Here is a 22054-nt window from a genome sequence, read left to right as displayed (position 1 = left end):
ATCCTGCGAGGGGCATCATCGTGAGAGTGCGTCGCCTGAGTTGGGCAGTCGTCCGCCTGCTGGTCCTGCTGCCCTTATGGTTGCTGGGCCTTGTTCTGCTGCTGCTGGGTCTGGTCCTGTCGCCCTGGGGCACGGGCCTGCTGATCGATCAGGGACAGCGACTCGGCCTGATCGACGCGGAGTCCGTCGAGGGCGCGCCGCTGGATGCCATGAACATCGAAGGGCTGCGCCTCGAGGCCGGGCCTGCGAGCATAGCGATCGCGCATCTCGAACTGGCCTGGGCCGAGGACTGCCTGCTCGATGGGCGGCTGTGCCTGGATCGCCTGGTCGTCGAAGGCGCGCGGATTCGTCTCGCGGAGGGCGAGCAGACACCTGACGACGAAGCCCCCGAGGACAGCACCGGGGCGGCGCCGGGGCCGATCCGCCTGCCGTTCCCGGTGGAGCTGCGCGAGTTGGTGCTGAACGATGTCGAGGTGCGCCTCGCCGACGGCACCCGCCTGGCCTGGGAGCATTTCTCCAGCGGCGCGGAAGCCGCGGACGATACCCTGAACCTGACCCCGACACGCCTCGCCGGGTTGCGTCTGACCCTGCCGATCTCACCGGGCAACCAGCTGGCCCTCAGCGAGTCCGAACGCCCCGAGCCGGTACTCACGGCGGCATCGATCGACGCCGCCGTGGCCGTGCGTTCGCCGCTTCCTGCCAGCGTTGCTCCGTCCGCGGCGGGGGTGCGGGACAAGCCGCTGGACGAGCGTGAGCCGCTGACATTGCCGGACATCACCCTGCCGCTGGCGGTGAACGTCCCTAGCCTGACCCTGGAAGACATCGCTTTGGAAGGGCCCCAGGCCTACGTGATCGACCGGCTCGACCTCAGCGTCACCGCCCGCGACCAGAAGGTGATCGTCCATCCGTTGGCGGTGGCGTCCCGAGAGGCCGATGCCACCCTCGAGGCCGAGGTCACGCTGAGCGGTGACTACCCCCTCGAAGCCCACCTGGGAGCGGACTTCTATCTGCCAGAGCGTCTGCCGGCCCTGGCCGGCCAGCGACTCGAGCTGGCCTTGGCCGGTGACCTGCGTGACCTCAGCGTCTCACTCACCGCCAGCGGCCCCGTGGCAGCCAGTCTTCAGGCGCATCTCGATGCCCTGGACCCGACACTGCCGTTTTCCGCCCGCCTGGAGAGCGATGCGCTGCAATGGCCGCTGCCCGGCGCCACGCCGACCGCCAACAGCGAGACCGACGGCGCCGGAGATGGAGCCGGAGATGGAGCCGAAGAGGGCGTGGCCGAAGCGGCTGAACCATGGAAGGTCGAGGACCTGGCGCTCAACGTCGAAGGGTCGCTGACCGACTATCGGGTCAGCCTGGGGCTGACCGCCCAGGGGCCGTCGCTGCCACGCAGCGGGCTCGAGCTGAGCGGCCAGGGCAACCTGAAACGCTTCGACTGGGCGCCGCTGCGCCTGACCCCACCCAAGGGCACGCTGACCAGCCAAGGGCGTGTCGACTGGTCCGAGGCCCTGTCGGTCTCGGCGCAGTTGAACGTCGATGGCTTCGACCCGGAGCCCTTCGTCGAGGGGCTGGCCGGTCGACTCGACGGCAACCTCGAACTGGCCTTCACCCAGAGCGCCGACGGCTGGCGACTCGGGGTACCGGCACTGGCGGTGGACGGCGAACTCGCCGACCAACCGTTCTCGCTGGAAGGGCAGCTGTCCGGTGACCATGACATGAACTGGGAGGTCGATACCCTGAGCCTGCGCCAGGGCGAGAATCGCCTGCAGGCATCCGGCACGGTAGCCCCCAGCGATCTGAGCCTGGATGCCCGCCTCGACATGCCGCGGCTGGACACCCTCTACCCCGGGCTCGCCGGGGCACTCTCCGGCGATATCGAGGCCGACGGAAGCTTCGAGCAGCCGCAGCTTTCGCTGACCCTCGACGGCGACCGACTGGCCTTTGCCGACAACCGGCTCGCCCGGCTGCGCCTCTCGGGGAATGTCGCCGGGCTCGAGGATCCGGCTCTGGACCTGAGCCTTGAAGCCGGAGAAGTCGCGGCCGCTGGCCAGACCTTCGACACGATCGACCTGGCGCTCGATGGACGTCTCTCCGAGCACCGCCTGACGCTGGCCGTGAGCGGCGATTCCGGCGGGCCACTGGCCTCGCTTGATCTCGCCCTCGAGGGCGCCCTCGACAAGGCCCGTCAGCACTACACTGGCCGACTGACCCCGCTCGAAGCCGACACCGCCTATGGCCGGCTGGCCCTCGACCAGGCGCTGGCCTTCGACGCCGACCTGGGCGCGAGTGCAGTGGAGGTGCAGCCCTTCTGCCTGCGTCGCGAACAGGGCGGTGGCCTGTGTCTGACCGAGGCCCTGTCCGCCTCAGCGGACAGCGGACGAGCCGCGTTAGCCATCCGCGAGTTGCCCATGGACCTGATCAACGATGCCATGCCGCCGGGATGGCGCATCGATGGCGACAGCGAGGGCAACCTGGAGGCCGAATGGTCGCGCGGCGGCAGCGCCTGGCAGGCCACGGCCAACCTCGATAGCCAGGTCGAGGTCGCCGGCGAGGATGCCTATGGGCAGCCCTGGTCGGTTCCCGGTACGGGGCTTGCCCTCGACCTGGAGGCCAGCCAGGCCCGTGCCGATGTCGGCCTGGCACTGACCCTCGGCGATAGCGGCGCGCTTCGCCTGGACCTGGGAATCATCGATCCCATGGGGGCCGGGCAGCTGGATGGCCGGCTGACGGTCGATGAGGTGCGGCTGAGCCCCTATCGTCCGCTGGTCGCCGACCTGGAGACCCTCGAAGGCACGCTCGGCGGTAACGTCGCGATCGGCGGTTCCCGCGACCAGCCTCAGTTGGACGGCCGCATCGAACTCGACGGCCTGCGCGCGGAGGGGCTTGGCCTGCCGCTGTCGGTGGCCGACGGTGCCCTGACGGTGGCCTTGAGCGGTGACCGCGCCGACATCGACGGTTACCTGGCCAGCGAACAGGGAAGACTGGGCATCACCGGCGATGCTCGCTGGCCATCGGCAGACGACTGGCGAGCCTCCCTCGATCTGGAAGGGCGTGACGCGCCGCTCGAGGCCGCACTGCCGGGATTTGGCCGGCTGCGCCTGGCGCCGGACCTGTCGATCCGGGCAACGCCGGACCGGCTGCGTGTCCGCGGCGAGGTCGGGGTGCCCTGGGCCCGGCTAGAGGTGGGCCAGGTGCCGGCCTCGGCGGTGTCGCCAAGCCCGGATGAAGTGATCATCACCCGTGAAGAGGCCGAGGCAGCAGACCGCCGCGCCGCCAACGGCGAGGCGGGCGAATCCACCGCCGAAGCAATGCAGAAGGCCGGCATGGCGTTGGACGTGCGCGTGACCCTGGCGCTTGGCCCGGACATGCGCCTCGCGGCCTATGGCCTGAAGACCAAGCTGGCCGGAGGCCTCGAGGTTCGCCAGTCCAACGGCCCCGTCCAGCTGTTCGGCAACGTCAACCTGGAGGACGGGCGCTTCCGTGCCTTCGGCCAGGACCTGATCATTCGCGAGGGTATCCTCTACTTCAGCGGCCCACCCGGCCAGCCGCTGCTCGATTTCGAGGCCGTGCGCAACCCGGACAACACCGAGGATGGCGTCGTCGCCGGCCTGCGCGTCACCGGCCCGGCGGCCAGCCCCAGCCTGGAGATATTCTCCGAGCCGGCCATGGATGAATCCCGGGCGCTGTCCTACGTGCTGCGCGGTCGCGCCCCGGATGATGGCGGTGGTGCCGACGGTGCACTGACCTCTGCGCTGCTCGGGGTCACCCTGGAGCAAGCAGGCGGTGCCGTGGGCGCCATCGGTGAGGCCTTCGGCGTCCAGGACCTTCGCCTCGATACCGCCGGTAGCGGCGAGGACAGTCAGGTGGTGGTGACCGGGAACCTGACGGACCGGCTGAGCGTCGGTTATGGTGTCGGCGTGTTCTCGCCGATCGCCGAGCTGAGCCTGCGCTACAAGCTATGGCGCAACCTCTACCTGGAGGCCATATCCGGTGCCTCCCAGGCGGTGGACTTGATCTACACCTTCAGCCTGCCGGGCGATCCCCCGGTGCTGAGCCGATAACAGGAGCACTGTCATGCCTGCCTCTTTCCAGACCGCCCCAGAGGGTCGCGATACACCGATATCGATCGATGGACGGCATACGGTCAGCGGTAACGCCATGACGCCTCCCTGGCCGGAGGGGCTGGCAGAGATCGTGCTGGGCCTTGGCTGCTTCTGGGGCGCCGAGCGCCTGTTCTGGCAGCTGCCCGGAGTGCATGTCACGGCCGTGGGCTATGCCGGCGGCGAGACGCCGAATCCGACCTATCGCGAGACCTGTACCGGTCGCACCGGCCATGCTGAAGTGGTGAGAGTGGTCTACGACCCCAAGGTGATCGACCTGGAAACCCTGCTGCGCCACTTCTGGGAGGCCCATGACCCCACCCAGGGCGACCGGCAGGGCAACGACATCGGCCCCCAGTATCGCTCGATCATCCTCACCACCGACGAGGCCCAGCGTGACCTCGCCGAGCGCAGCCGAGCCGCCTACGGCGAGGCACTGGCTCGCGTCGGGCGCGGTCCGATCACCACCGAGATCGTTCCGCTCGAGACCTTCTACTACGCCGAGGACTACCACCAGCAGTACCTCGACAAGAATCCCGGCGGCTACTGCGGCCTCAAGGGCACCGGCGTCAGCTGTCCGATCGGCTGATCGCTCCCCGGGCCTGGCGCTGCGAGGTCGACCAGGACGTCAACTGGTCGGCCACTCGACGCGCCAGCCAGCTGCCGAGGCGCCCATCGCGCCACTCGACGAAGCCCACGTGGCCGCCGTGGCGGGAGGTTTCCAGGCGGATGCCAGGGCCCAGCACGATATCGCCATAGAGCCCTGCCGGCATGAAGGGGTCGTCATCGGCATGCAAGATCAGGGTCGGCAAGAAAATGCCGCCGAGCAGGGGACCGGCCGCGGCGCGTCGATAGTAATCGGCGGCACCGACGAAGCCATGCAGCGGCGCGGTCACCGCCTCGTCGTACTCGCGAAGGGTGGTGAAACCGGCGAGGCGTGCCGGTGTCAGCGTCAGGGGCAGCTCTCCGCTGGCCAGGCGGGATGCCACCTTGGCTTTCAGGGCGTTGAGCAGATGACGCTGGTAGAGGCGGGCGAAGCCGCGCTCCAGAGTGTCGGCACTGGCGGCCAGATTCACGGGCGGTGCGATGGCGATCGCTCCCCCCAGCCCCAGGTCATTCGCTCTATCCTCTGCCACCAGCTTGAGCAGCATGTTGGCACCCAGCGACACCCCACAGGCAAACAGCGCAGCCCGAGGATAGCGGTGCCGTAATCGCGTCAACAGCCAGTGAGCGTCGGCGGTATCGCCGCTGTGATAGGCGCGCGGGCGTCGGTTTGGGCGGCGCCCGCAGCCGCGAAAGTGCATCAGCACGGCACGATGGCCATGTTCGGCGGCGCCGGCCAGCAGCTGCCGGGCATAGGGAGAATCCATCGAGCCCTCCAGGCCATGGAACAGCACGAACAGCGGCGCCGCCGCGTCCTCTGGGCTCGGCACCAACCAGGCCAGTTCGACCACGTCGCCGTCCGGCAGCGGCAACTCTTCCCAGGCCAGCATCGGTTGCGGGCACGGCAGCAGTCGCGGCAGCAGGGTCTGGACGTGGCGGTTGGCCAGACCCGGCGGTGGCCGAAACCGTGCCGCATGACGTCCGGGCGTCATGTGCCGTCCACAGGCGCGGTGGTGAGCCGCAACCATAGGGCGTCCACCGCCGAGTGAGGATTGCCCCGGTGCCGGTAGAGGCGGACCTGCAGCGGCACTTCCCAACGTATCCCCCCGGCAGGCACCAGGCTGCCGGCGCTGAGCGCCGCCTGGACGGTGCGTTTTGGCAGCCAGCCCAGGCCGTAGCCGAGCCCCACCAGCTCACGGATATTGCCGCTCTGGATGCTCTCGTTGAGCACGCTGAAAGTGGGCATCTCGCCGAGGCTCTCGAGATGCGCGCGAATGCTCTGATCGATCAGTCCTCGCGGGTGATAGGCGATCAGCGGCAGGGGGCGCCTCCCGGCGTCCTCGAGCGAAAAGCGCGGACGTCCGTCGGCGTCAGGCTGCGAGACCGGCACCAGACGTTCCTCGCCGAGCGTCACCTCATCGAGCCCTTCGGTGTCGAAGCTCAGCGAACAGGGCCCGGCAGGCCAGTAGCAGAGTGCCAGGTCGCACTCATTGCGCCTCAGCGCCTGGAAGTAGTCATCGACCAGCCAGCCGGTGGCGCGCAGGTAGGGCACCACCGGCGGCGCCGATGCGAAGCCGGCCAGCCATTCCGGCAGGAAATTGGCCAGCAGGCTCTGGGGGGCGGCCAGGCGAATGCGGCCCGCGTCGGTCTGGGCCAGCTGCCCCAGCCGCTCTCGGGTGGTGGCGACACGTCGGGTCACGTCCTGGCACAGGGCCAGGAACTCCTCACCGGCCGGTGTCAGCGATAGTGGCAGGGTCTGGCGATTGATCAAGGTCGTGCCCATCTCCTCTTCGAGCAGCTTGATGCGCCGCGAGAAGGTCGGCTGGGTCACATTCTGGGCCTCCGCCGCCCGGGAGAAATGGCGCGTCCGCGCCAGGGCGATGAAGTCTTCCAGCCAGCGTAGTTCCATAGTGTTCCTTGTGCCGGATCGCCGGGGCCGAGGAGTCTACTCAGGTTAGTCGCCGTCGACCAGACGGTCAGGTCAGCGCACCACTGCCGCTGCGCGGCGGATCGCCGATGCGTCGGACCGGATCTGAAGATCACTCCCACGAACCCGACGAAAGCGCCTAGATCCGGCCTTCTTCCACTCCATGACAGGCCACCTGCCCGCCTTCATCGGTGGCGATCAGCGCCGGCACCTCGTCGCGACAGCGCGCATTGGCGTGAGGGCAGCGGCCATGAAAGACGCAGCCCGAAGGAAGCTTGACCGGCGTGGGCACCTCGCCTTCCAGGCGAATATGCTGAGGACGGTCGTCCTCGAGCCGGGGGATCGCCGACATCAGCGCCTGGGTGTAGGGGTGGCGGGGCGTATCGAACAGCGTCGCCGTGGGCGCAACCTCGCAGACCCTGCCCAGGTACATCACCGCCACACGAGTGCCGAAATGCTCGACCACCGCCAGGTCGTGGGTGATGAACAGGTAGGTCAGGTTACGCTGCTGCTGGGCTTCCATCAGCAGGTTGAGTACCTGCGCCTGGATCGAAACGTCCAGCGCCGAGATCGGCTCGTCGGCGACGATGAACTCCGGGTCCACCGCCAGGGCGCGGGCAATGGCGATACGCTGCCGCTGGCCGCCGGAGAACTCGTGGCCGTAGCGCCCACCCCAGTCCGGGGCGATCCCCACCGAGGACATCACATCGGCGACCTTGTCCTTGACCTTCGCCGGCGACCAGTCGGGATGGTGCAGCCGGATCGGCTCTTCCAGGGTCTGCTGGATGGTCATCCGCGGGTTCAGCGACGCATAGGGATTCTGGAAGATCATCTGCATGCGCCGGCGGAAGGGCAACAGCTCCTTGGTGGAGCGGTCATCGATGCGTTCACCGTCGTAGTGGATCTCGCCGGCGCTGGGGTGGATCAGCCCCATCACGGTACGCGCCACCGTGGACTTGCCGCAGCCGGACTCGCCGACCACGCACAGCGCCTCGCCGCGCTGGATATCCAGGTCGACGCCGTTGATGGCGTGCACGTGCTTCTGCTCGCGTACCAGCTTGCCGCCCTTGAACTTGAGCTGCTCCAGGAAGTCGCCGGAGAGCGAGAAGCGCTTCTCCAGGCCGCGCATCGACAGCAGCGGGGCGGTCGCTTCCGGCGCCGCGGCACCTGCGCCCATCGAGGCGTCAGATGCGGCAGTGGAGGAGCCCGAGGATGAGCCGGGGGTGGAAAGAGAGGCGGTGGTCATCAGTCTTGCTCCTCGGCCGGAATGCGTTCGCGTTCGATCATCTCGGCGACCATGTGGCAGGCCGCCTGGCAGTTGCCGGAGGTGACGAAGCCGGGCACCTCGTCGACACAGGCCTGGCGGCGCGAGCCGTCGGGCCGGGTCACGAAGCCGCAGCGCGGATGGAAGGCGCAGCCGCTCGGCAGGTGTGAGAGCGACGGCATGCTGCCCGGTATCTGGTTGAGACGCTCGCCGGGCGTGGCCATCTGAGGCAGGGCGTTGATCAGCCCCTGGGTGTAGGGATGCTGGGGATCGTTGATGATCTCCCGGGTCGGTCCCTGCTCGATGACCCTTCCCGCGTACATCACCAGCATGCGCTGGGTGACCTGGCTGACCACGCCCAGGTCGTGGGTGATCAGCACCAGGCCGACGTTGTGTTCCTCGCACAGCTCCAGCAGCAGCGCCATGATCTCGGCCTGGATGGTCACGTCGAGCGCGGTGGTGGGTTCGTCGGCGATGATGATGTCAGGGTCGAGCAGCAGTGCGATGGCGATGATCACCCGCTGTCGCATGCCGCCGGACAGCTCGTGGGGATACTGGTCCAGGCGCGCCTCGGGTGAGGGGATCTGCACCTGCTCGAGCTTGCGCAACGAGATCGCCCGAGCATTGCGGGTCGAGATCCGCCGGTGGGCCTTGAGGCATTCCACCATCTGCTCGCCGATGGTCAGCACCGGATTGAGCGTCATCATCGGGTCCTGGAAGATCATCGAGATGCGATGACCGCGGATACGGCGCAGGGCACGGTCGCTCAGTCCGATCAGTTCCTGGCCGTCGAAACGGATGCTGCCGCCGGCGATGTAGCCTGGCTTGGCGATCAGGTTGAGCAGGCTGAAGGCGGCTACCGACTTGCCGGCGCCGGACTCGCCGACGATGCCCAGGCGCTCGCCGCGGTCCAGGCTGAAGCACACGTCGCGCAGGGCCTGGACGTCTCCCCGGCGCAGCGCGAAGCGCACGTCGAGATGATTGACTTCGAGAAGTGACATGGGAACTCCTTGGCCTCAGCCCTTGTACAGGCGTGGGTTGAGGACGTCGCGCAGCCAGTCGCCGAGCAGGTTGATCACCAGCACCAGCACCACCAGCACCAGGCCCGGAATCAGCGTGATCCACCAGGAGCCGGACTGGATGTAGTCGAAGCCGGACTTGATCAACGAGCCAAGCGACGGCTGGGTCTCGGGCATGCCGAGACCGAGGAACGACAGCGCCGCCTCTGAAATGATGGCGTTGGCCACCTGCACGGTGGAGATGACGAAGATCGGCGACAGGGTGTTGGGCAGGATGTGACGGAACATGATGCGCCGGCTGCGTAGACCCATCACCCGGGCCGCGTCGACGTATTCCTTGCCCTTCTCGGCCAGCACCGAGGCACGCACGGTACGCGCATACTGCGGCCACTCGGCCAGGCCAATGATCAGCACCAGCAGCGGCACGGCGTAGGCGCTGAAGGTGGCGCCGCCGAAGATCGCCTTGAACAGTGCGCCGACCACGATCGCCACCATCAGGGTGGAGAACGACAGCTGGATATCGGCCAGGCGCATCAGGAAGGCGTCGACGCGACCGCCCAGATAACCGGCCAGCAGACCGAAGCACACCCCTAGGGCGGCCTGCATGGCCACCGCGCCGAAGCCGATGATCAGCGAGACCCGCAGGCCGTAGAGGATGGTCGACAGCAGGTCGCGGCCCTGGGCGTCGGTGCCCATCACGTAGGCCGGGTCGCTGCCGTCGACCCAGAAGGGCGGCAGCTCCGAGGCCAGGATATCGATCTGCGCCAGGTCGTAAGGGTTCATTGGCGCAAGCCAGGGTGCCAGCACGGCGCACGCCACCATGACGATGAACACCGCAAGGCTGAGCTGGGCGATCAGGTCGCGCTTGAAGCTGTAGAGCAGGTAGGAGTCGCGGAAGCGCTCCCAGCGGCTCGCCGTGGACGAGCTCGCAACAGAGGAGGTCTCGGTGGTCATGCGGGCTTTCCTGTCAGCTTGACGGTGGGGTTGACCAGGCCGTAGATCAGATCGACCAGGGTGTTGGTGATCACGAAGATCAGCCCCACGATCATCAGGTAGGTGACGATCAGCGGAATGTCGGAGCGTTCGATGGCGTCGAGGAACATCAGTCCCATGCCGGGCCACTGGAACACCGTCTCGGTGAGGATGGTGTAGGCCACCAGGGTGCCGATCTGCACCCCGCCGACGGTGATCACCGGCAGCATGGTGTTCTTCAGCGCATGCAGGAAGTAGATCCGGCGCGGCGAGATGCCCTTGGCGCGGGCGAACTTGACGTACTCGGACTGCAGCACCTCGAGCATCTCGGCGCGGATCAAGCGGATGAACAGCGGCAGCATGATCGAGGCCAGCGAGATCGCTGGCAGTACCAGGTAGGTCAGTCCCTCCAGCGAGGCGAAGTTGGTCTCCCAGGTGCCGAATACCGGGACCGGGTCGCCGCGACCGTACGCCGGCATGCCGCCCTCGGTGCTGAGCAGGTCATTGAGCCAGGCCCCCCAGCCGGTGTCGGCGGGGAAGGGTGACCATGAAACGCCAATGGCGAACAGCTGGATCAGCACGATGGCGGTGAGGAACACCGGAATCGATATGCCGATGATCGACACGCCCATGAAGAACCGCGACAGCCAGGCACGCGGCTTGATGGCGCTGTAGACCCCGATCGGGATCGACAGGGCGATGATCAGAAAGGTCGAGGCAGCCACCAGCTCCAGGGTGGCCGGCAGGTGGCGCAGGATGACGTCGGTGGTCGGCTCGTTGAAGACGTAGGAATAGCCGAAGTCGAACTGCGCCGCATTGGCGGCGAAGCGCAAGTACTGCACCGCGAAGGGGTCGTTGAGACCGAGCTCCTCGCGCAGTGCGGCGCGCTCGCTCTCCGGCACTGACTGGCCGACCATCTGCTGGATGGGGTCGCCCAGGTTGTCCTGGATGGCGAAGGCGATCACGCTGATGACGAACATCACCAGCAGCGCATGGAAGAGGCGCTTGATCAGAAAGGCGATCATGAGTGGCGTCCCGTAGGTAATACGGGGTGGCGCGCTCGTCCCGAGCGCACCACCGGGTCAGGATGGGGAAAGGCCTCGCCGACGATCCGCCGGCGAGGGATGACTCACTCTTCCTCGACGACCAGGTCCCCGAGGTAGGGGAAGTTCATCACGTTGACGACCGGTTCGATGTCGACGTTGGTGGCGGACGCCCAGGCCAGGTCCTGCCAGTGCAGCGGGATGAAGGCGGCCTCGTCATAGAGGGTCTGCTCGACCTGCTGCAGCATCTCGGCGCGGGCCTCGAGGTCGACTTCCAGGTTGGCCTCGGCCACCAAGGCGTCGAGCTCCGGATTGCAGTAGTTGCCGGCATTGTACTGTCCGGCGCCGGTGTCGGCGTCCGGACAGGCGGTGAGGTATTCGTGCAGGTTGGCCGAGTCCTCGGTGTCGGCATGCCAGCCGATCATCATCATGTCGGCCACGCGATCGTCGTACTCGCCCCAGTACTGGGCCTTGGGCAGGGTCTTGAGGTCCACCGTGACGTTGATGCGCGCCAGCATGGCGGCCACCGCCTGGGCGATCTTGGCGTCGTTCACGTAGCGGTTGTTGGGCGCCATCATGGTGATCTCGAAGCCATCCTCGTAGCCGGCCTCGGCCATCAATTCCTTGGCGCGCTCGACGTCGTAGCGCGGCTCAAGACCATCTACGTGGCCCGCATAACCCTCCGGTGACATCTGAGCGGCCGGAGTGGCGAAACCCTTCATCAGCCGGTCGGCGATGCCTTCCTGGTTGATGGCGTAGGCAAAGGCCTGACGCACCCGCGGGTCCTGGAAGGCCTCGACGCGCTCCTGGTTCATGTGGAACAGGATGATCCGGGTGCCGGACATGGTAACCAGCTGGGTGCCGTCGTCGTTGCGGATGCGCTCCAGGTCGTTGGGCGGCACCGGAGCGATGAAGTCGACATCGCCGGAGAGCAGGGCGGCCACGCGGGTGGCGTTCTCGCTGATCGGCGTCATCACGATCTCGTCGACGTTACCCGGGGAGTCCTCGTCCCAGTATTCGTCGTTGCGCTCGAAGACGACACGCACGCCCTGCTGGCGTTCGGTGACCTCGAAGGGACCGGTGCCGGACAGGTGGCGTGAAGCGTAGGAGTTGCCGTTCTTGACGATCTCGTCCTTGGGGTCGCCGTCGGCATCCTCGCCGCTGTAGAACTGGCTGTCCATCGGGAAGATGTAGGTGGCCAGGTTGAGCAGCAGCGGATAGGGCTTCTCGGTGGTGAACTCCACGGTGTGCTCGTCGACCGCAGTGACCGAGGCGATGGGCGCGAAGATCGCCTTGAAGTCGGGACTCCGCTTCAGGCGCTCCACGGTCCACACTACGTCCTCGGCGGTGAAGGCGTTGCCGCTGTGGAATTCGACGCCCTGGCGCAGCGTCATGCGCAGGGTGGTGTCGTCGACCTGCTCCCAGTCGGTGGCTAGACGCGGAGCGAACTCGAGGTCCTTGTTCCAGCGCACCAGCGGATCGAAGGTCATGTGGGAGAGCTGCAGGATGCCGCCGGAGAGCTGCTCGTGGATATCGAGCGAGACCGGGTCGGCGTCGTAGGCCATGCTGAGGGAGGTTTCGGCCTGGGCCGCCGGGACGATGGCAGCCGCGGTCATGGCGGCGCCGACGGCGCTGGCCAGTAGGGTCTTCTTGATTGTCATGTGTCGTTCCATGCCGGATGGATTGTTATGTGTTTCGCCTCACGGTAGGCGAACGACCGTTTGTTCCGGTCCGACCCTCAACATAGAGAGTTCCGCGGCAGGAAGACAATCGAAATAATGACAGACCTTATACGCCCGGCGAATGAGGACTCGCCGGGCGGCGAGAGATCAGTCCTCGCTGGAGGGCGTCACGCGGTCGATCCGATACAGGGTGGAGACCTGGTCGAGGCCGGTCACGCTGCAGTCCAGATCGGTGACTCGACCGTCGCTCAGGCCGTAGACCCAACCGTGAACGGCGAGCGGCTGGCCGCGCTGCCAGGCGCGCTGGATGATCTTGGTGCGGCACAGGTTGTTGACCTGGGCCTGGACGTTGAGCTCGCACATGCGATCGACCTGCTCTTCCAGCGGCAGGTGCTCGAGGTCGGGGCGGTGCAGGCTGTAGAGCTCGCGAACCGAGTGCAGCCAGTAGTCGACGATGCCGCACTCGCCACCGGTCACCGCGGCCTTCACGCCGCCGCAGCCGTAGTGGCCGACGATCATGATGTGCTTGACCTTGAGCACGTCCACGGCGAACTGCACCACCGACAGGGCGTTCATGTCGTTGTGATGGAGCAGGTTCGCCACGTTGCGGTGCACGAACACCTCGCCCGGCGGCAGATCGATGATCTGGTTGGCCGGCACCCGAGAGTCGGAGCAGCCGATCCACAGGTAGTCGGGGTTCTGCTGCTGGGACAGCCGGGCGAAGAACTCGGGGTCCTGCTGGCTGACGCCTTCCGCCCATTCGCGGTTGCGCTCGAGCAGCTGCTTCATTTCGTTTTTCATGGGGAGGAGTCTCTTATGATCAGGATCACTGACGAGTCACATTTTTTATTACCTGCATAGCCATGGTCAATGGCCCGGGCCTCCCGGGGGCTGCCCACGGCTGGTATGATCCACGCGACTTGAAGACGATCCGACCATCGGGAGATCACTGTGTCCAAGTACGATTACGACCTCTTCGTCATCGGAGCTGGTTCCGGCGGAGTGCGTGCCGCCCGCACTGCCGCGGCGACAGGGGCGCGCGTTGCCGTGGCCGAGGACCGCTACCTCGGCGGCACCTGCGTGAACGTCGGCTGCGTGCCCAAGAAGCTGTACTCCTATGCCGCCCACTTCCACGACAGCTTCGAGGATGCCGGCGGCTTCGGCTGGAGCCTGCCCGCGGCGCCGGAATTCGACTGGGCAACCCTGCGTGACAACAAGATCGGCGAGATCAAGCGCCTGAACGGCATCTACGGCCGGCTGCTGGATAACGCCGGGGTGCGTTTGATCAATGGCCGTGCCAAGGTGCTCGACGCCCATCACGTCAGCGTTGCCGACGAGACAGTCAGCGCCGAGAAGATCCTGGTCGCCGTGGGTGGCTGGCCCTGGGTGCCCGACTTCCCGGGCAAGGAACTGACCCTGGACTCCAACCGGGTCTTCGACCTCGACAGCTTCCCCGAGCGTTTCCTGGTGCTGGGTGGCGGCTACATCGCGGTGGAGTTCGCCAGCATCTTCAACGGCCTGGGCAGCGACACCCACCTGATCTACCGCGGTGAAATGTTCCTGCGCGGCTTCGATCGCGAAGTGCGCGAGTTCACCCGCGACGAGATGGCCAAGAAGGGCGTCAACCTGCACTTCGACACCAACGTCGAGGCCATCGAAAAGGTCGAAGGGGGCCTCAAGGTGACCCTGACCAGCGGTGAGAGCCTCGAGGTCGACGCGGTGCTGGCCGCCACCGGGCGCCGTCCGCACCTGGAAGGGCTGGGTCTGGACCAGTTCGACATCGCCACCCATGACGACGGTACGCTCGCCGTCAACGAGCGCTTCGAGACGTCAGTGCCCTCGATCCTGGCGCTGGGCGATGTGACCGGTGGCCCCGAGCTGACCCCGGTGGCGCTGGAGGAGGCCATGAAGTTGGTCGAGCACCACTTCGGCGATACCACCCCCGAGCCGCTGGACTACGAGCGCATTGCCACGGCGGTGTTCTGTCACCCCAACATCGGCACCGTGGGGCTCTCCGAGGAGGCAGCCCGCGAGCGCTTCGAGGCCATTCGTGTCTACAGCGCCGACTTCCGGCCCATGAAGCACACCCTGTCCGGCAGCGACGAACGCTGCCTGATGAAGCTGATCGTCGATGACGAGAGCGACGTGGTGGTCGGGGCCCATATGGTCGGCGAGGAGGCCGGCGAGGTCATCCAGGGCATCGCCATCGCCGTGCGCGCCGGGCTGACCAAGGCCCAGTTCGACCAGACGGTGGGCATCCATCCGACCGGTGCCGAAGAATTCGTGACCATGCGTACGCCAAGCCGTCGTTAGACGGCCGGCAGCGACATCTCGTCGTCACGTTTTCGCCACACGAACGGGCCACCCTGAATGGGGTGGCCCGTTTGCGTTGGCGACGACAGCCCCCTCAGCTCAGAGACCGACTACGCTGAGAAAAAAGCCCGCACCACCGACGCTTTTGCCTATACTATAATTTCGCATTATGGTTTTAGCGCAGCAGGATAATCTGCTTTTTGAAAAGCAGGTAAGCGGCTGTTATGATGCTTCCCAAATTCGCTACAGCGAACATGACAATGAACGCAACCACAGAGCCCTTCATTCCCTCCGCCGACCTCGCCCGGCCCAGCGTGGCCGATGCCGTTGTCGGCCATCAGGCCACCCCGCTGTTCATCCGCAAGCCCAACCCCGACGATGGATGGGGCATCTACGAGCTGGTCAAGTCCTGCCCGCCGCTGGACGTCAATTCCGCCTACGCCTACCTCCTGCTGGCGACCCAGTTCCGTGACAGCTGCGCCGTGGCCACCAACGAGGAGGGCGAGATCGTCGGTTTCGTCTCCGGCTACGTGAAGAGCAATGCGCCCGACACCTACTTCCTGTGGCAGGTCGCCGTGGGCGAGAAGGCCCGTGGAACCGGCCTGGCGCGTCGTCTGGTGGAAGCCGTGATGACGCGTCCGGAGCTGGCCGACGTGCACCACCTCGAGACCACCATCACCCCGGACAACCAAGCGTCCTGGGGGCTGTTCCGCCGTCTCGCCGACCGCTGGCAGGCGCCGCTGAACAGTCGCGAATATTTCTCCACCGACCAGCTCGGCGGCGAGCACGACCCTGAAAACCTCGTGCGCATCGGCCCCTTCCAGACCGCCGACATCTGAGTGCCACATCGAATATCTCGCCGGCCCCTCGCGGGCCGGTTCAGTACCCTTACGTTCCCGCTTTCATCCGACAGGAGGTCGCAATGCAGACCCAGACCCTCGAACGCATGGAGTCCGACGTCCGGACCTATTCTCGCTCCTTCCCGGTCGTCTTCACCAAGGCGCAGAATGCTCGCCTGACCGACGAGACCGGCCGCGAGTACATCGACTTCCTGGCTGGGGCCGGCACCCTGAACTACGGCCACAACAACCCGCACATCAAGCAGGCGCTGGTCGATTACCTGGCCACGGACGGCATCGTTCACGGCCTGGACTTCTGGACCGCCGCCAAGCGCGACTACCTGGAGACCCTGGAAGAGGTGATCTTCAAACCGCGCGGCCTGGACTACAAGGTGCACTTCCCGGGGCCGACCGGCACCAACGCCGTCGAGGCCGCCATTCGCCTGGCTCGCGTCGCCAAGGGTCGTCACAATATCGTCAGCTTCACCAATGGTTTCCACGGCGTGACCATGGGGGCGCTGGCCACCACCGGTAACCGCAAGTTCCGCGAAGCCACCGGTGGCGTACCGACCGTGGGAGCGTCTTTCCTGCCGTTCGACGGTTACATGGGCGAGGCCACCGACACCCTGGATTACTTCGAGAAGCTGCTCGGCGACAAGTCCGGCGGCCTGGACGTGCCGGCCGCGGTGATCGTGGAGACGGTGCAGGGGGAGGGCGGCATCAACGTTGCCGGCCTGGAGTGGCTCAAGCGCCTGGAAGGCATCTGCCGCGCCAACGACATCCTGCTGATCATCGACGACATCCAGGCCGGCTGCGGCCGTACCGGCAAGTTCTTCAGCTTCGAGCACGCCGGCGTGACACCGGACATCGTGACCAACTCGAAGTCGCTGTCTGGTTTCGGCCTGCCGTTCGCCCACGTGCTGATGCGCCCGGAACTCGACAAGTGGAAGCCAGGGCAGTACAACGGGACGTTCCGGGGCTTCAACCTGGCCTTTGCCACTGCCGCGGCGGCTCTGCGCAAGTACTGGAGCGATGACACCTTCGAGCGTGACGTTCAGCGCAAGGCCCGCATCGTCGAGGAGCGGTTCCAGAAGATCGCTACCTGGCTCGGTGAAGAGAAGGGTATCGAGGCTTCCGAGCGAGGCCGCGGCCTGATGCGTGGCATCGACGTGGGTAGCGGCGATATCGCCGACAAGATCACTGCCAAGGCCTTCGAGAACGGCCTGATCATCGAGACCAGCGGCCAGGACGGCGAAGTGGTCAAGTGCCTATGCCCGCTGACCATTCCCGATGAGGACCTGATCGAGGGGCTGGATATCCTCGAGGCCAGCGCCAAACAGGCCCTCTGAGCCGGAGCCTTCGCATCATGACCGCAGGCGCCTTCGCGGCTCGCCTGTGGTCATCGTGCCGACCGGTGAGACCGGGCGGCTTTCAAACAGACAGGATATGGAGAACGCCATGATCGTTCGCAATCTCGAGGAAGCACGCAAGACCGACCGCCTGGTCACCGCCGAAAACGGCAACTGGGACAGCACTCGCTTGTCGCTCGCCGAGGACGGTGGCAACTGCTCCTTCCATATCACCCGTATCTTCGAGGGCACCGAGACCCACATCCACTACAAGCATCACTTCGAGGCGGTTTACTGCATCGAGGGTGAAGGCGAGGTCGAGACCCTGGCCGACGGCAAGATCTGGCCGATCAAGCCGGGCGATATCTACATCCTCGATCAGCACGACGACCATCTGCTGCGGGCCAGCAAGACCATGCACCTGGCGTGCGTGTTCACCCCCGGCCTGACCGGCAAGGAAGTGCACCGCGAGGACGGCTCCTACGCGCCCGCCGACGAAGAAGCCGACGACAGCAAGCCGCTGTAAGGCTTCCGGCGTGACACGCCTCGGCCCCGGTTCCCGCCATGGGAATCGGGGCCATCTTGTTGTGGGTGGCCAATAGCGGGATGACGGGATCGTGCCCGGAGAATGCCGCTTTATTCATTGCGATCGCGCTGGAAAAGGTGGAAAAACAATCCCTGCCTGCAGAACAAGTTTGAGTCTCGTCGTCAGACGAGGCGGCAGGGTCCAGACGTCAGTGCGAGGAATCACGCTCGAAAGCGATCGTGATCTCGGCCAGGGTCAGGCCGAACTTACGCATGGCCGTGCGATTGATCAGCTTTCCATCTGGCTGCAGGTACATCCAGTCATCCATGCTGAAGGTGATGTCGCGGCCGTCGACCGTCACCTCGAGCGGGTAGCTCATGTGAAAGGCGTGACCGGCCTGACGCGCCGACACCGGCCCCTCGACGTCGCTGGCATGTCCCTCCCAGCGACCGTCGCCGAGCCGCTCGAAGGTCCAGACGCGGCGGTCGGTTTCGCCGTCGGCATAGGTGAACCGCTCGTCCAGGGTCAGGGTGTCGCCGTCGACGCGGCCCTCGATGTTGACGGTGAAGCGTCGCTGCACCTCGCCGCTGTAGTCCTGGACCATGCCCCAGGCTTTCGTCTGGCCTTCGAAGTACTCGGCGATATCGAGCCGCGGCGTGGTACCGGCATACTGTTCGACATCGACGCCGGCACAGCCCGACAGCAACAGAAGGGGGAGCCAGTAAGCGGCGAGACGCATTTTTCTATACATGAACAGATTCCTTGTAGACATTTAGTATAGAAAATATAGGGCGCATCACGCCGAAATGCCATTCGAGCGGTTCCGGCCACGTACCCAATCAGATATTCGCATAATATATATTATGTTAAATTGGTATTGTGAAGAACTCGTGCAAGGCTTGATGGCATGGGCTGCCGCTCCCCGTCCATCGTGGACAGGTCGTGTCCCGCTCCTTATCATCTTTGCGGCCATTCGCGTGGCCTAAGCCGTTCCACTCGCCCCAGCCAAGGATGTCCTCGACATGCCGATTCGCCCCTCGCTGATTCTGCCGCTCGCCGTCCTGCTGTCGCTCGGAGGCTGTGGCCTGGTGCCCATGCACCGCGAGGAGCCGCCCGAGCCGCTGACGCCACAGGCCTTCGAGTCACGCATCGATCGTCTCGAGACGCAGCTAGCGGCCCGCTGCGATGTCCGAGATCAGGCACTGATGCACCAGCGTGACGAACAGCTCGCCCTGCGTGCCGACGTGCGCGAGGTCGGCCACCTGCTGCGTGAGGTTCGACGCGATCTCTCCGGCCTGCGGCACGAAGCACCACAGGACCCCGTGACCCGCGAGTGTCCTGCCGCGGACGAACGGCTCGACAACAAGACCCTGTTGGGCCGCAACGAGTGGATCGGCCTGCCCAAGGTCGGCACCTTTCTGGAGGCGCGCGTGGATTCAGGCGCCAACACGTCCTCGCTGTCGGCGACTGAGATCACCTCGTTCGAACGCGACGGCGAAGATTGGGTGCGCTTCAAGTTAGGCCTCAACGACGAGGATGCCGTGGTCGAGGCCGTGCGTGACGACTGGATCGAGGCGCCGGTGGAACGCCGGGTCAAGGTCGTCCAGGCCGCCGGCGAGGAATCGCGCCCAGTGATCCGCCTGCTGATGACGCTGGGGCCGCTTCGCGAGGCCGTGGAATTCACCCTCAACGACCGCACGCATCTCGACTATCCCGTGCTGCTCGGGCGCCGCTTCCTCATGGATATCGCCATCGTCGACGTCGCGCGCCGGCACGTGTATGACCGCCCCGAATATCCCTCTTCGTCGGCAGCGGAGGCCGACGCCGCTCCCGAAACACAAGATGACGCGCCGGCCCCCTGAGTGGTGAGTCACGCCCCGCATCCAAGGAAGCCGACATGACCCGACTACCCTTCTATCTCATCGTCGCCCTGCTGCTGGTCGCCGGCATCGCCATGAGCGTGCATCGTCACGTCCAGTTCGAGGTCCCCTGGACGCCGGGCGAGCAGCGCCAGGTGTGGGAGATCGAGGCGCAGGTGAATTTCCTCGCCGATGGCGGTCCCGCCAAGGTGGAAATGGCCTTGCCTTCCACCCAGCGCGGCTTTCGGGTGCTCACCGAACATACCGCTTCACCCGGCTATGGGCTGAACTACCTGGAAGAAAACGGTGCCCGGCGTGCTCTGTGGTCGGTACGTGACGCCCAGGGCAACCAGCAGCTCTATTACAGCGCTCAGATCCTGGTCGCGCCACAGGCCCGGTCCAACGACGTCCCCGCCCCGACGCCGGATCCCAACGTGGTCTGGGAGCCGCCTTACGATACCGCCGCCCAGGAAGTCATCGATTATGCTTGGTCGCGCAGCGCCGACCCCTTCACCTTCGCCCGCCAGCTGATCCACGGCTTCAGTGACGAGCGCCAAGGCGAGAATGCCCGTCTGTTACTGACCCAGTTCGATCGTGGCCCGTTGCTGCTGCGCCTGCTCGACCAGGCGGGAGTGCCGGCCCGCGAGGTCAGCGGACTGCTGCTGGAAAATGGCAGACGTCGCCAGACCCTCACCTCGTGGATCCAGGTTTACGATGGTGATCACAGCGCCCTGTTCGATCCGGCCACCGGCGAGCAAGGGCATCCGGACAACCTGCTGCTGTGGGAAAATGCCGGTCGCTCGGTGCTCGAGGTCCAGGGCGGTACCAACTCGCGGGTCAGCTTCTCGATGATCTCGCGAAGCCAGCCGGCCGCCGCCGCGGTGCGCAGCCAGCTGGCCGAGGATGCCGGCACCCTGCTCAACTTCTCCATCCATAGCCTGCCGCTCGAAGAGCAGGCGCTGTTCCAGACCATCCTGCTGATTCCCATCGGCGCCCTGGTCGTAGTGCTGCTGCGAGTGCTGATCGGCATCAAGACGTCAGGCACCTTCATGCCGGTGCTGATCGCCCTGGCTTTCATACAGACCACCTTGCTTACCGGCCTTGTCGGTTTCCTGCTGGTGGTCGCCGTGGGGCTGGTGATTCGTAACTACCTGTCCTACTTGAATCTATTGCTAGTGGCGAGAGTAACGGCGGTCATCATCACGGTGATCGCCATCATTTCGCTGTTCTCCGTGCTATCGTACCGACTCGGCCTCAACGCTGGACTGCAAATCACCTTCTTCCCGATGATCATCCTGTCGTGGACCATCGAGCGCATGTCGATTCTGTGGGAAGAGGAAGGCCCCAAGGAAGTGCTGATACAGGGCGGGGGCAGCTTGCTCACCGCAGTGCTTGCCTACCTGGCCATGAACAACCCGTGGATACGGCACATCACCTTCAACTTCCTCGGCGTCCAGCTGATTTTGATGGCGCTGATCCTGATGCTCGGCAACTACACCGGTTACCGACTGCTCGAGCTGCGCCGCTTCAAGCCAGTCACGGAGGACTGATCGCATGTGGACCTCCCCGGCACGGCTACGCGCCAAGGGCATCATCGGCATGAATCGGCGTAATATTCGCTATATCGGCCGCTACAATGACCGACGGCTGTACCCGCTCGTCGACGACAAGCTCAAGACCAAGCTGCTCGCCCAGCAGCATGCGATTACCACGCCGGCGCTGATCGGCACCGTGACCACTCAGTTCGGCGTCAAGCACATCCATGAGATGCTGGCCGCCCACGCCGGCTTCGTGATCAAGCCGGCCAAGGGCAGCGGCGGCAAGGGCATCCTGGTGATCGACCGTCGCGACGGCGCCCACTTCGTCAAACCCAGCGGTGCGCACCTAAGCCTCGAGGATGTCGAGCGTCACGTTTCCAACATTCTGTCCGGACTCTACTCCCTGGGCGGCTCGCCGGACGTGGCGCTGATCGAGGCACTGATCGATTTCGATGAAACCTTCGCCGAGTACAGCTACGAAGGGGTACCGGACATCAGGGTCATCGTCTTCAAGGGCTATCCGGTGATGGCCATGATGAGGCTGTCGACCGCCGCCTCCGACGGCAAGGCCAACCTGCACCAGGGCGCCGTGGGCGTGGGCATCGACATCGCCAGCGGTACGGCGATCCGCGGGGTGCAGTTCGATCGCGCCCGTCACGATCACCCGGATACTGGACACGAGCTGGCCAGCCTGCAGATCCCCGGCTGGAAGACGCTGCTCGAGCTGGCGGCGAGCTGCTACGAGATGACGGCGCTGGGCTATCTTGGCACCGACATGGTGCTGGACCGCCAGTATGGTCCCATGCTGCTGGAGCTCAACGCTCGCCCCGGCCTGGCCATCCAGATGGCCAACGGCGAAGGACTCCGCCCCAGGCTCGATCTCATCGAGCAACAGCCCGAGGGCATCGCCCCCGATGAGCGTGTCGCCTTCGCCCAGCACCACTTCGCCCGGCGCAGCGAACTCGAACTCGTGGCCCGGGAAGCGGCCGAGGCCTGAGACCGCTCTGCCCTGTCCGCACT

Annotated in this window: 18 protein-coding genes; 9 read left to right on the top strand and 9 right to left on the bottom strand. The window is 65.7% G+C overall.

The features are described from left to right. Window positions 1-20: 20 nt before the first annotated feature. Window positions 21-4061, top strand: coding sequence for an autotransporter assembly complex protein TamB (gene tamB, locus ACGTN6_RS08660; protein WP_394590987.1), 4041 nt, complete (start codon window positions 21-23; stop codon window positions 4059-4061). 13 nt (window positions 4062-4074) lie between these two features. After that, a complete protein-coding gene (gene msrA, locus ACGTN6_RS08655) occupies window positions 4075-4689 on the top strand; it encodes a peptide-methionine (S)-S-oxide reductase MsrA (RefSeq protein WP_394590985.1) in 615 nt (204 codons plus the stop codon). Here the strand turns inward: msrA and ACGTN6_RS08650 are convergent. The 8 genes from ACGTN6_RS08650 to can all read right to left on the bottom strand — a co-directional run bounded on the left by ACGTN6_RS08650 (window position 4670) and on the right by can (window position 13411). Beyond that, window positions 4670-5695 carry a hydrolase gene (locus tag ACGTN6_RS08650; RefSeq protein WP_394590984.1) on the bottom strand — a complete coding sequence of 342 codons (1026 nt, stop codon included), beginning with the start codon at window positions 5693-5695 and terminating at the stop codon, window positions 4670-4672. The two genes, msrA and ACGTN6_RS08650, sit on opposite strands and share 20 nt — an antisense overlap. Next, the gene (locus ACGTN6_RS08645) at window positions 5692-6612 is read right to left on the bottom strand and encodes a LysR family transcriptional regulator (RefSeq protein WP_394590983.1); all 921 of its coding nucleotides are present in this window, start codon (window positions 6610-6612) and stop codon (window positions 5692-5694) included. Before ACGTN6_RS08645 ends, ACGTN6_RS08650 begins: the two co-directional genes overlap by 4 nt. Before the next feature lie 157 nt (window positions 6613-6769). Further along, complete coding sequence (locus tag ACGTN6_RS08640; RefSeq protein WP_394591072.1) at window positions 6770-7807, bottom strand: ABC transporter ATP-binding protein; 1038 nt, start codon at window positions 7805-7807, stop codon at window positions 6770-6772. Window positions 7808-7875: 68 nt separating this feature from the next. Next, window positions 7876-8895 carry an ABC transporter ATP-binding protein gene (locus ACGTN6_RS08635; RefSeq protein WP_394590981.1) on the bottom strand — a complete coding sequence of 340 codons (1020 nt, stop codon included), beginning with the start codon at window positions 8893-8895 and terminating at the stop codon, window positions 7876-7878. A gap of 15 nt (window positions 8896-8910) precedes the next feature. Further along, on the bottom strand, window positions 8911-9867 hold the full coding sequence (locus ACGTN6_RS08630; protein WP_394590979.1) for an ABC transporter permease: 957 nt from the start codon (window positions 9865-9867) through the stop codon (window positions 8911-8913). Further along, window positions 9864-10910 carry an ABC transporter permease gene (locus ACGTN6_RS08625; RefSeq protein ID WP_394590978.1) on the bottom strand — a complete coding sequence of 349 codons (1047 nt, stop codon included), beginning with the start codon at window positions 10908-10910 and terminating at the stop codon, window positions 9864-9866. The genes ACGTN6_RS08630 and ACGTN6_RS08625 overlap by 4 nt, the downstream gene beginning before the upstream one ends. A gap of 104 nt (window positions 10911-11014) precedes the next feature. Next, window positions 11015-12589 carry an ABC transporter substrate-binding protein gene (locus tag ACGTN6_RS08620; RefSeq protein ID WP_394590977.1) on the bottom strand — a complete coding sequence of 525 codons (1575 nt, stop codon included), beginning with the start codon at window positions 12587-12589 and terminating at the stop codon, window positions 11015-11017. Window positions 12590-12757: 168 nt separating this feature from the next. Continuing rightward, a complete protein-coding gene (gene can, locus ACGTN6_RS08615) occupies window positions 12758-13411 on the bottom strand; it encodes a carbonate dehydratase (protein WP_394590976.1) in 654 nt (217 codons plus the stop codon). 150 nt (window positions 13412-13561) lie between these two features. Here can and gorA point away from each other — a divergent pair, with 150 nt between their 5' ends. The 4 genes from gorA to ACGTN6_RS08595 all read left to right on the top strand — a co-directional run bounded on the left by gorA (window position 13562) and on the right by ACGTN6_RS08595 (window position 17637). After that, a complete protein-coding gene (gene gorA / locus ACGTN6_RS08610; RefSeq protein ID WP_394590975.1) occupies window positions 13562-14923 on the top strand; it encodes a glutathione-disulfide reductase in 1362 nt (453 codons plus the stop codon). A gap of 260 nt (window positions 14924-15183) precedes the next feature. Beyond that, entirely contained in the window at window positions 15184-15762 is a 579-nt protein-coding gene (gene ectA / locus ACGTN6_RS08605; protein WP_394590973.1) for a diaminobutyrate acetyltransferase, read from the top strand. 83 nt (window positions 15763-15845) lie between these two features. After that, on the top strand, window positions 15846-17111 hold the full coding sequence (gene ectB, locus ACGTN6_RS08600) for a diaminobutyrate--2-oxoglutarate transaminase (protein ID WP_394590972.1): 1266 nt from the start codon (window positions 15846-15848) through the stop codon (window positions 17109-17111). 109 nt (window positions 17112-17220) lie between these two features. Continuing rightward, window positions 17221-17637 (top strand): ectoine synthase, encoded by a 417-nt coding sequence (locus ACGTN6_RS08595; protein WP_183387308.1) that lies wholly within the window; start codon window positions 17221-17223, stop codon window positions 17635-17637. A gap of 208 nt (window positions 17638-17845) precedes the next feature. Here ACGTN6_RS08595 and ACGTN6_RS08590 read toward each other — a convergent pair whose 3' ends face one another. Continuing rightward, the gene (locus tag ACGTN6_RS08590; RefSeq protein ID WP_394590971.1) at window positions 17846-18388 is read right to left on the bottom strand and encodes a DUF3833 domain-containing protein; all 543 of its coding nucleotides are present in this window, start codon (window positions 18386-18388) and stop codon (window positions 17846-17848) included. A gap of 271 nt (window positions 18389-18659) precedes the next feature. Here ACGTN6_RS08590 and ACGTN6_RS08585 point away from each other — a divergent pair, with 271 nt between their 5' ends. From ACGTN6_RS08585 to ACGTN6_RS08575, 3 genes are read left to right on the top strand one after another with little or no spacing between them, the layout of a single operon-like run. Continuing rightward, window positions 18660-19499, top strand: coding sequence for an ATP-dependent zinc protease family protein (locus tag ACGTN6_RS08585; RefSeq protein ID WP_394590970.1), 840 nt, complete (start codon window positions 18660-18662; stop codon window positions 19497-19499). 35 nt (window positions 19500-19534) lie between these two features. After that, window positions 19535-21046, top strand: coding sequence for an inactive transglutaminase family protein (locus ACGTN6_RS08580; RefSeq protein ID WP_394590969.1), 1512 nt, complete (start codon window positions 19535-19537; stop codon window positions 21044-21046). A gap of 4 nt (window positions 21047-21050) precedes the next feature. Beyond that, the gene (locus ACGTN6_RS08575) at window positions 21051-22031 is read left to right on the top strand and encodes an alpha-L-glutamate ligase-like protein (protein ID WP_394590968.1); all 981 of its coding nucleotides are present in this window, start codon (window positions 21051-21053) and stop codon (window positions 22029-22031) included. The last annotated feature ends 23 nt before the right edge of the window (window positions 22032-22054 follow it).

Origin of the sequence: Halomonas sp. B23F22_20 (genome assembly GCF_043496985.1) — a bacterium.
Taxonomy (GTDB): domain Bacteria; phylum Pseudomonadota; class Gammaproteobacteria; order Pseudomonadales; family Halomonadaceae; genus Halomonas.
This window is presented reverse-complemented; position numbering and strand designations above follow the sequence as displayed.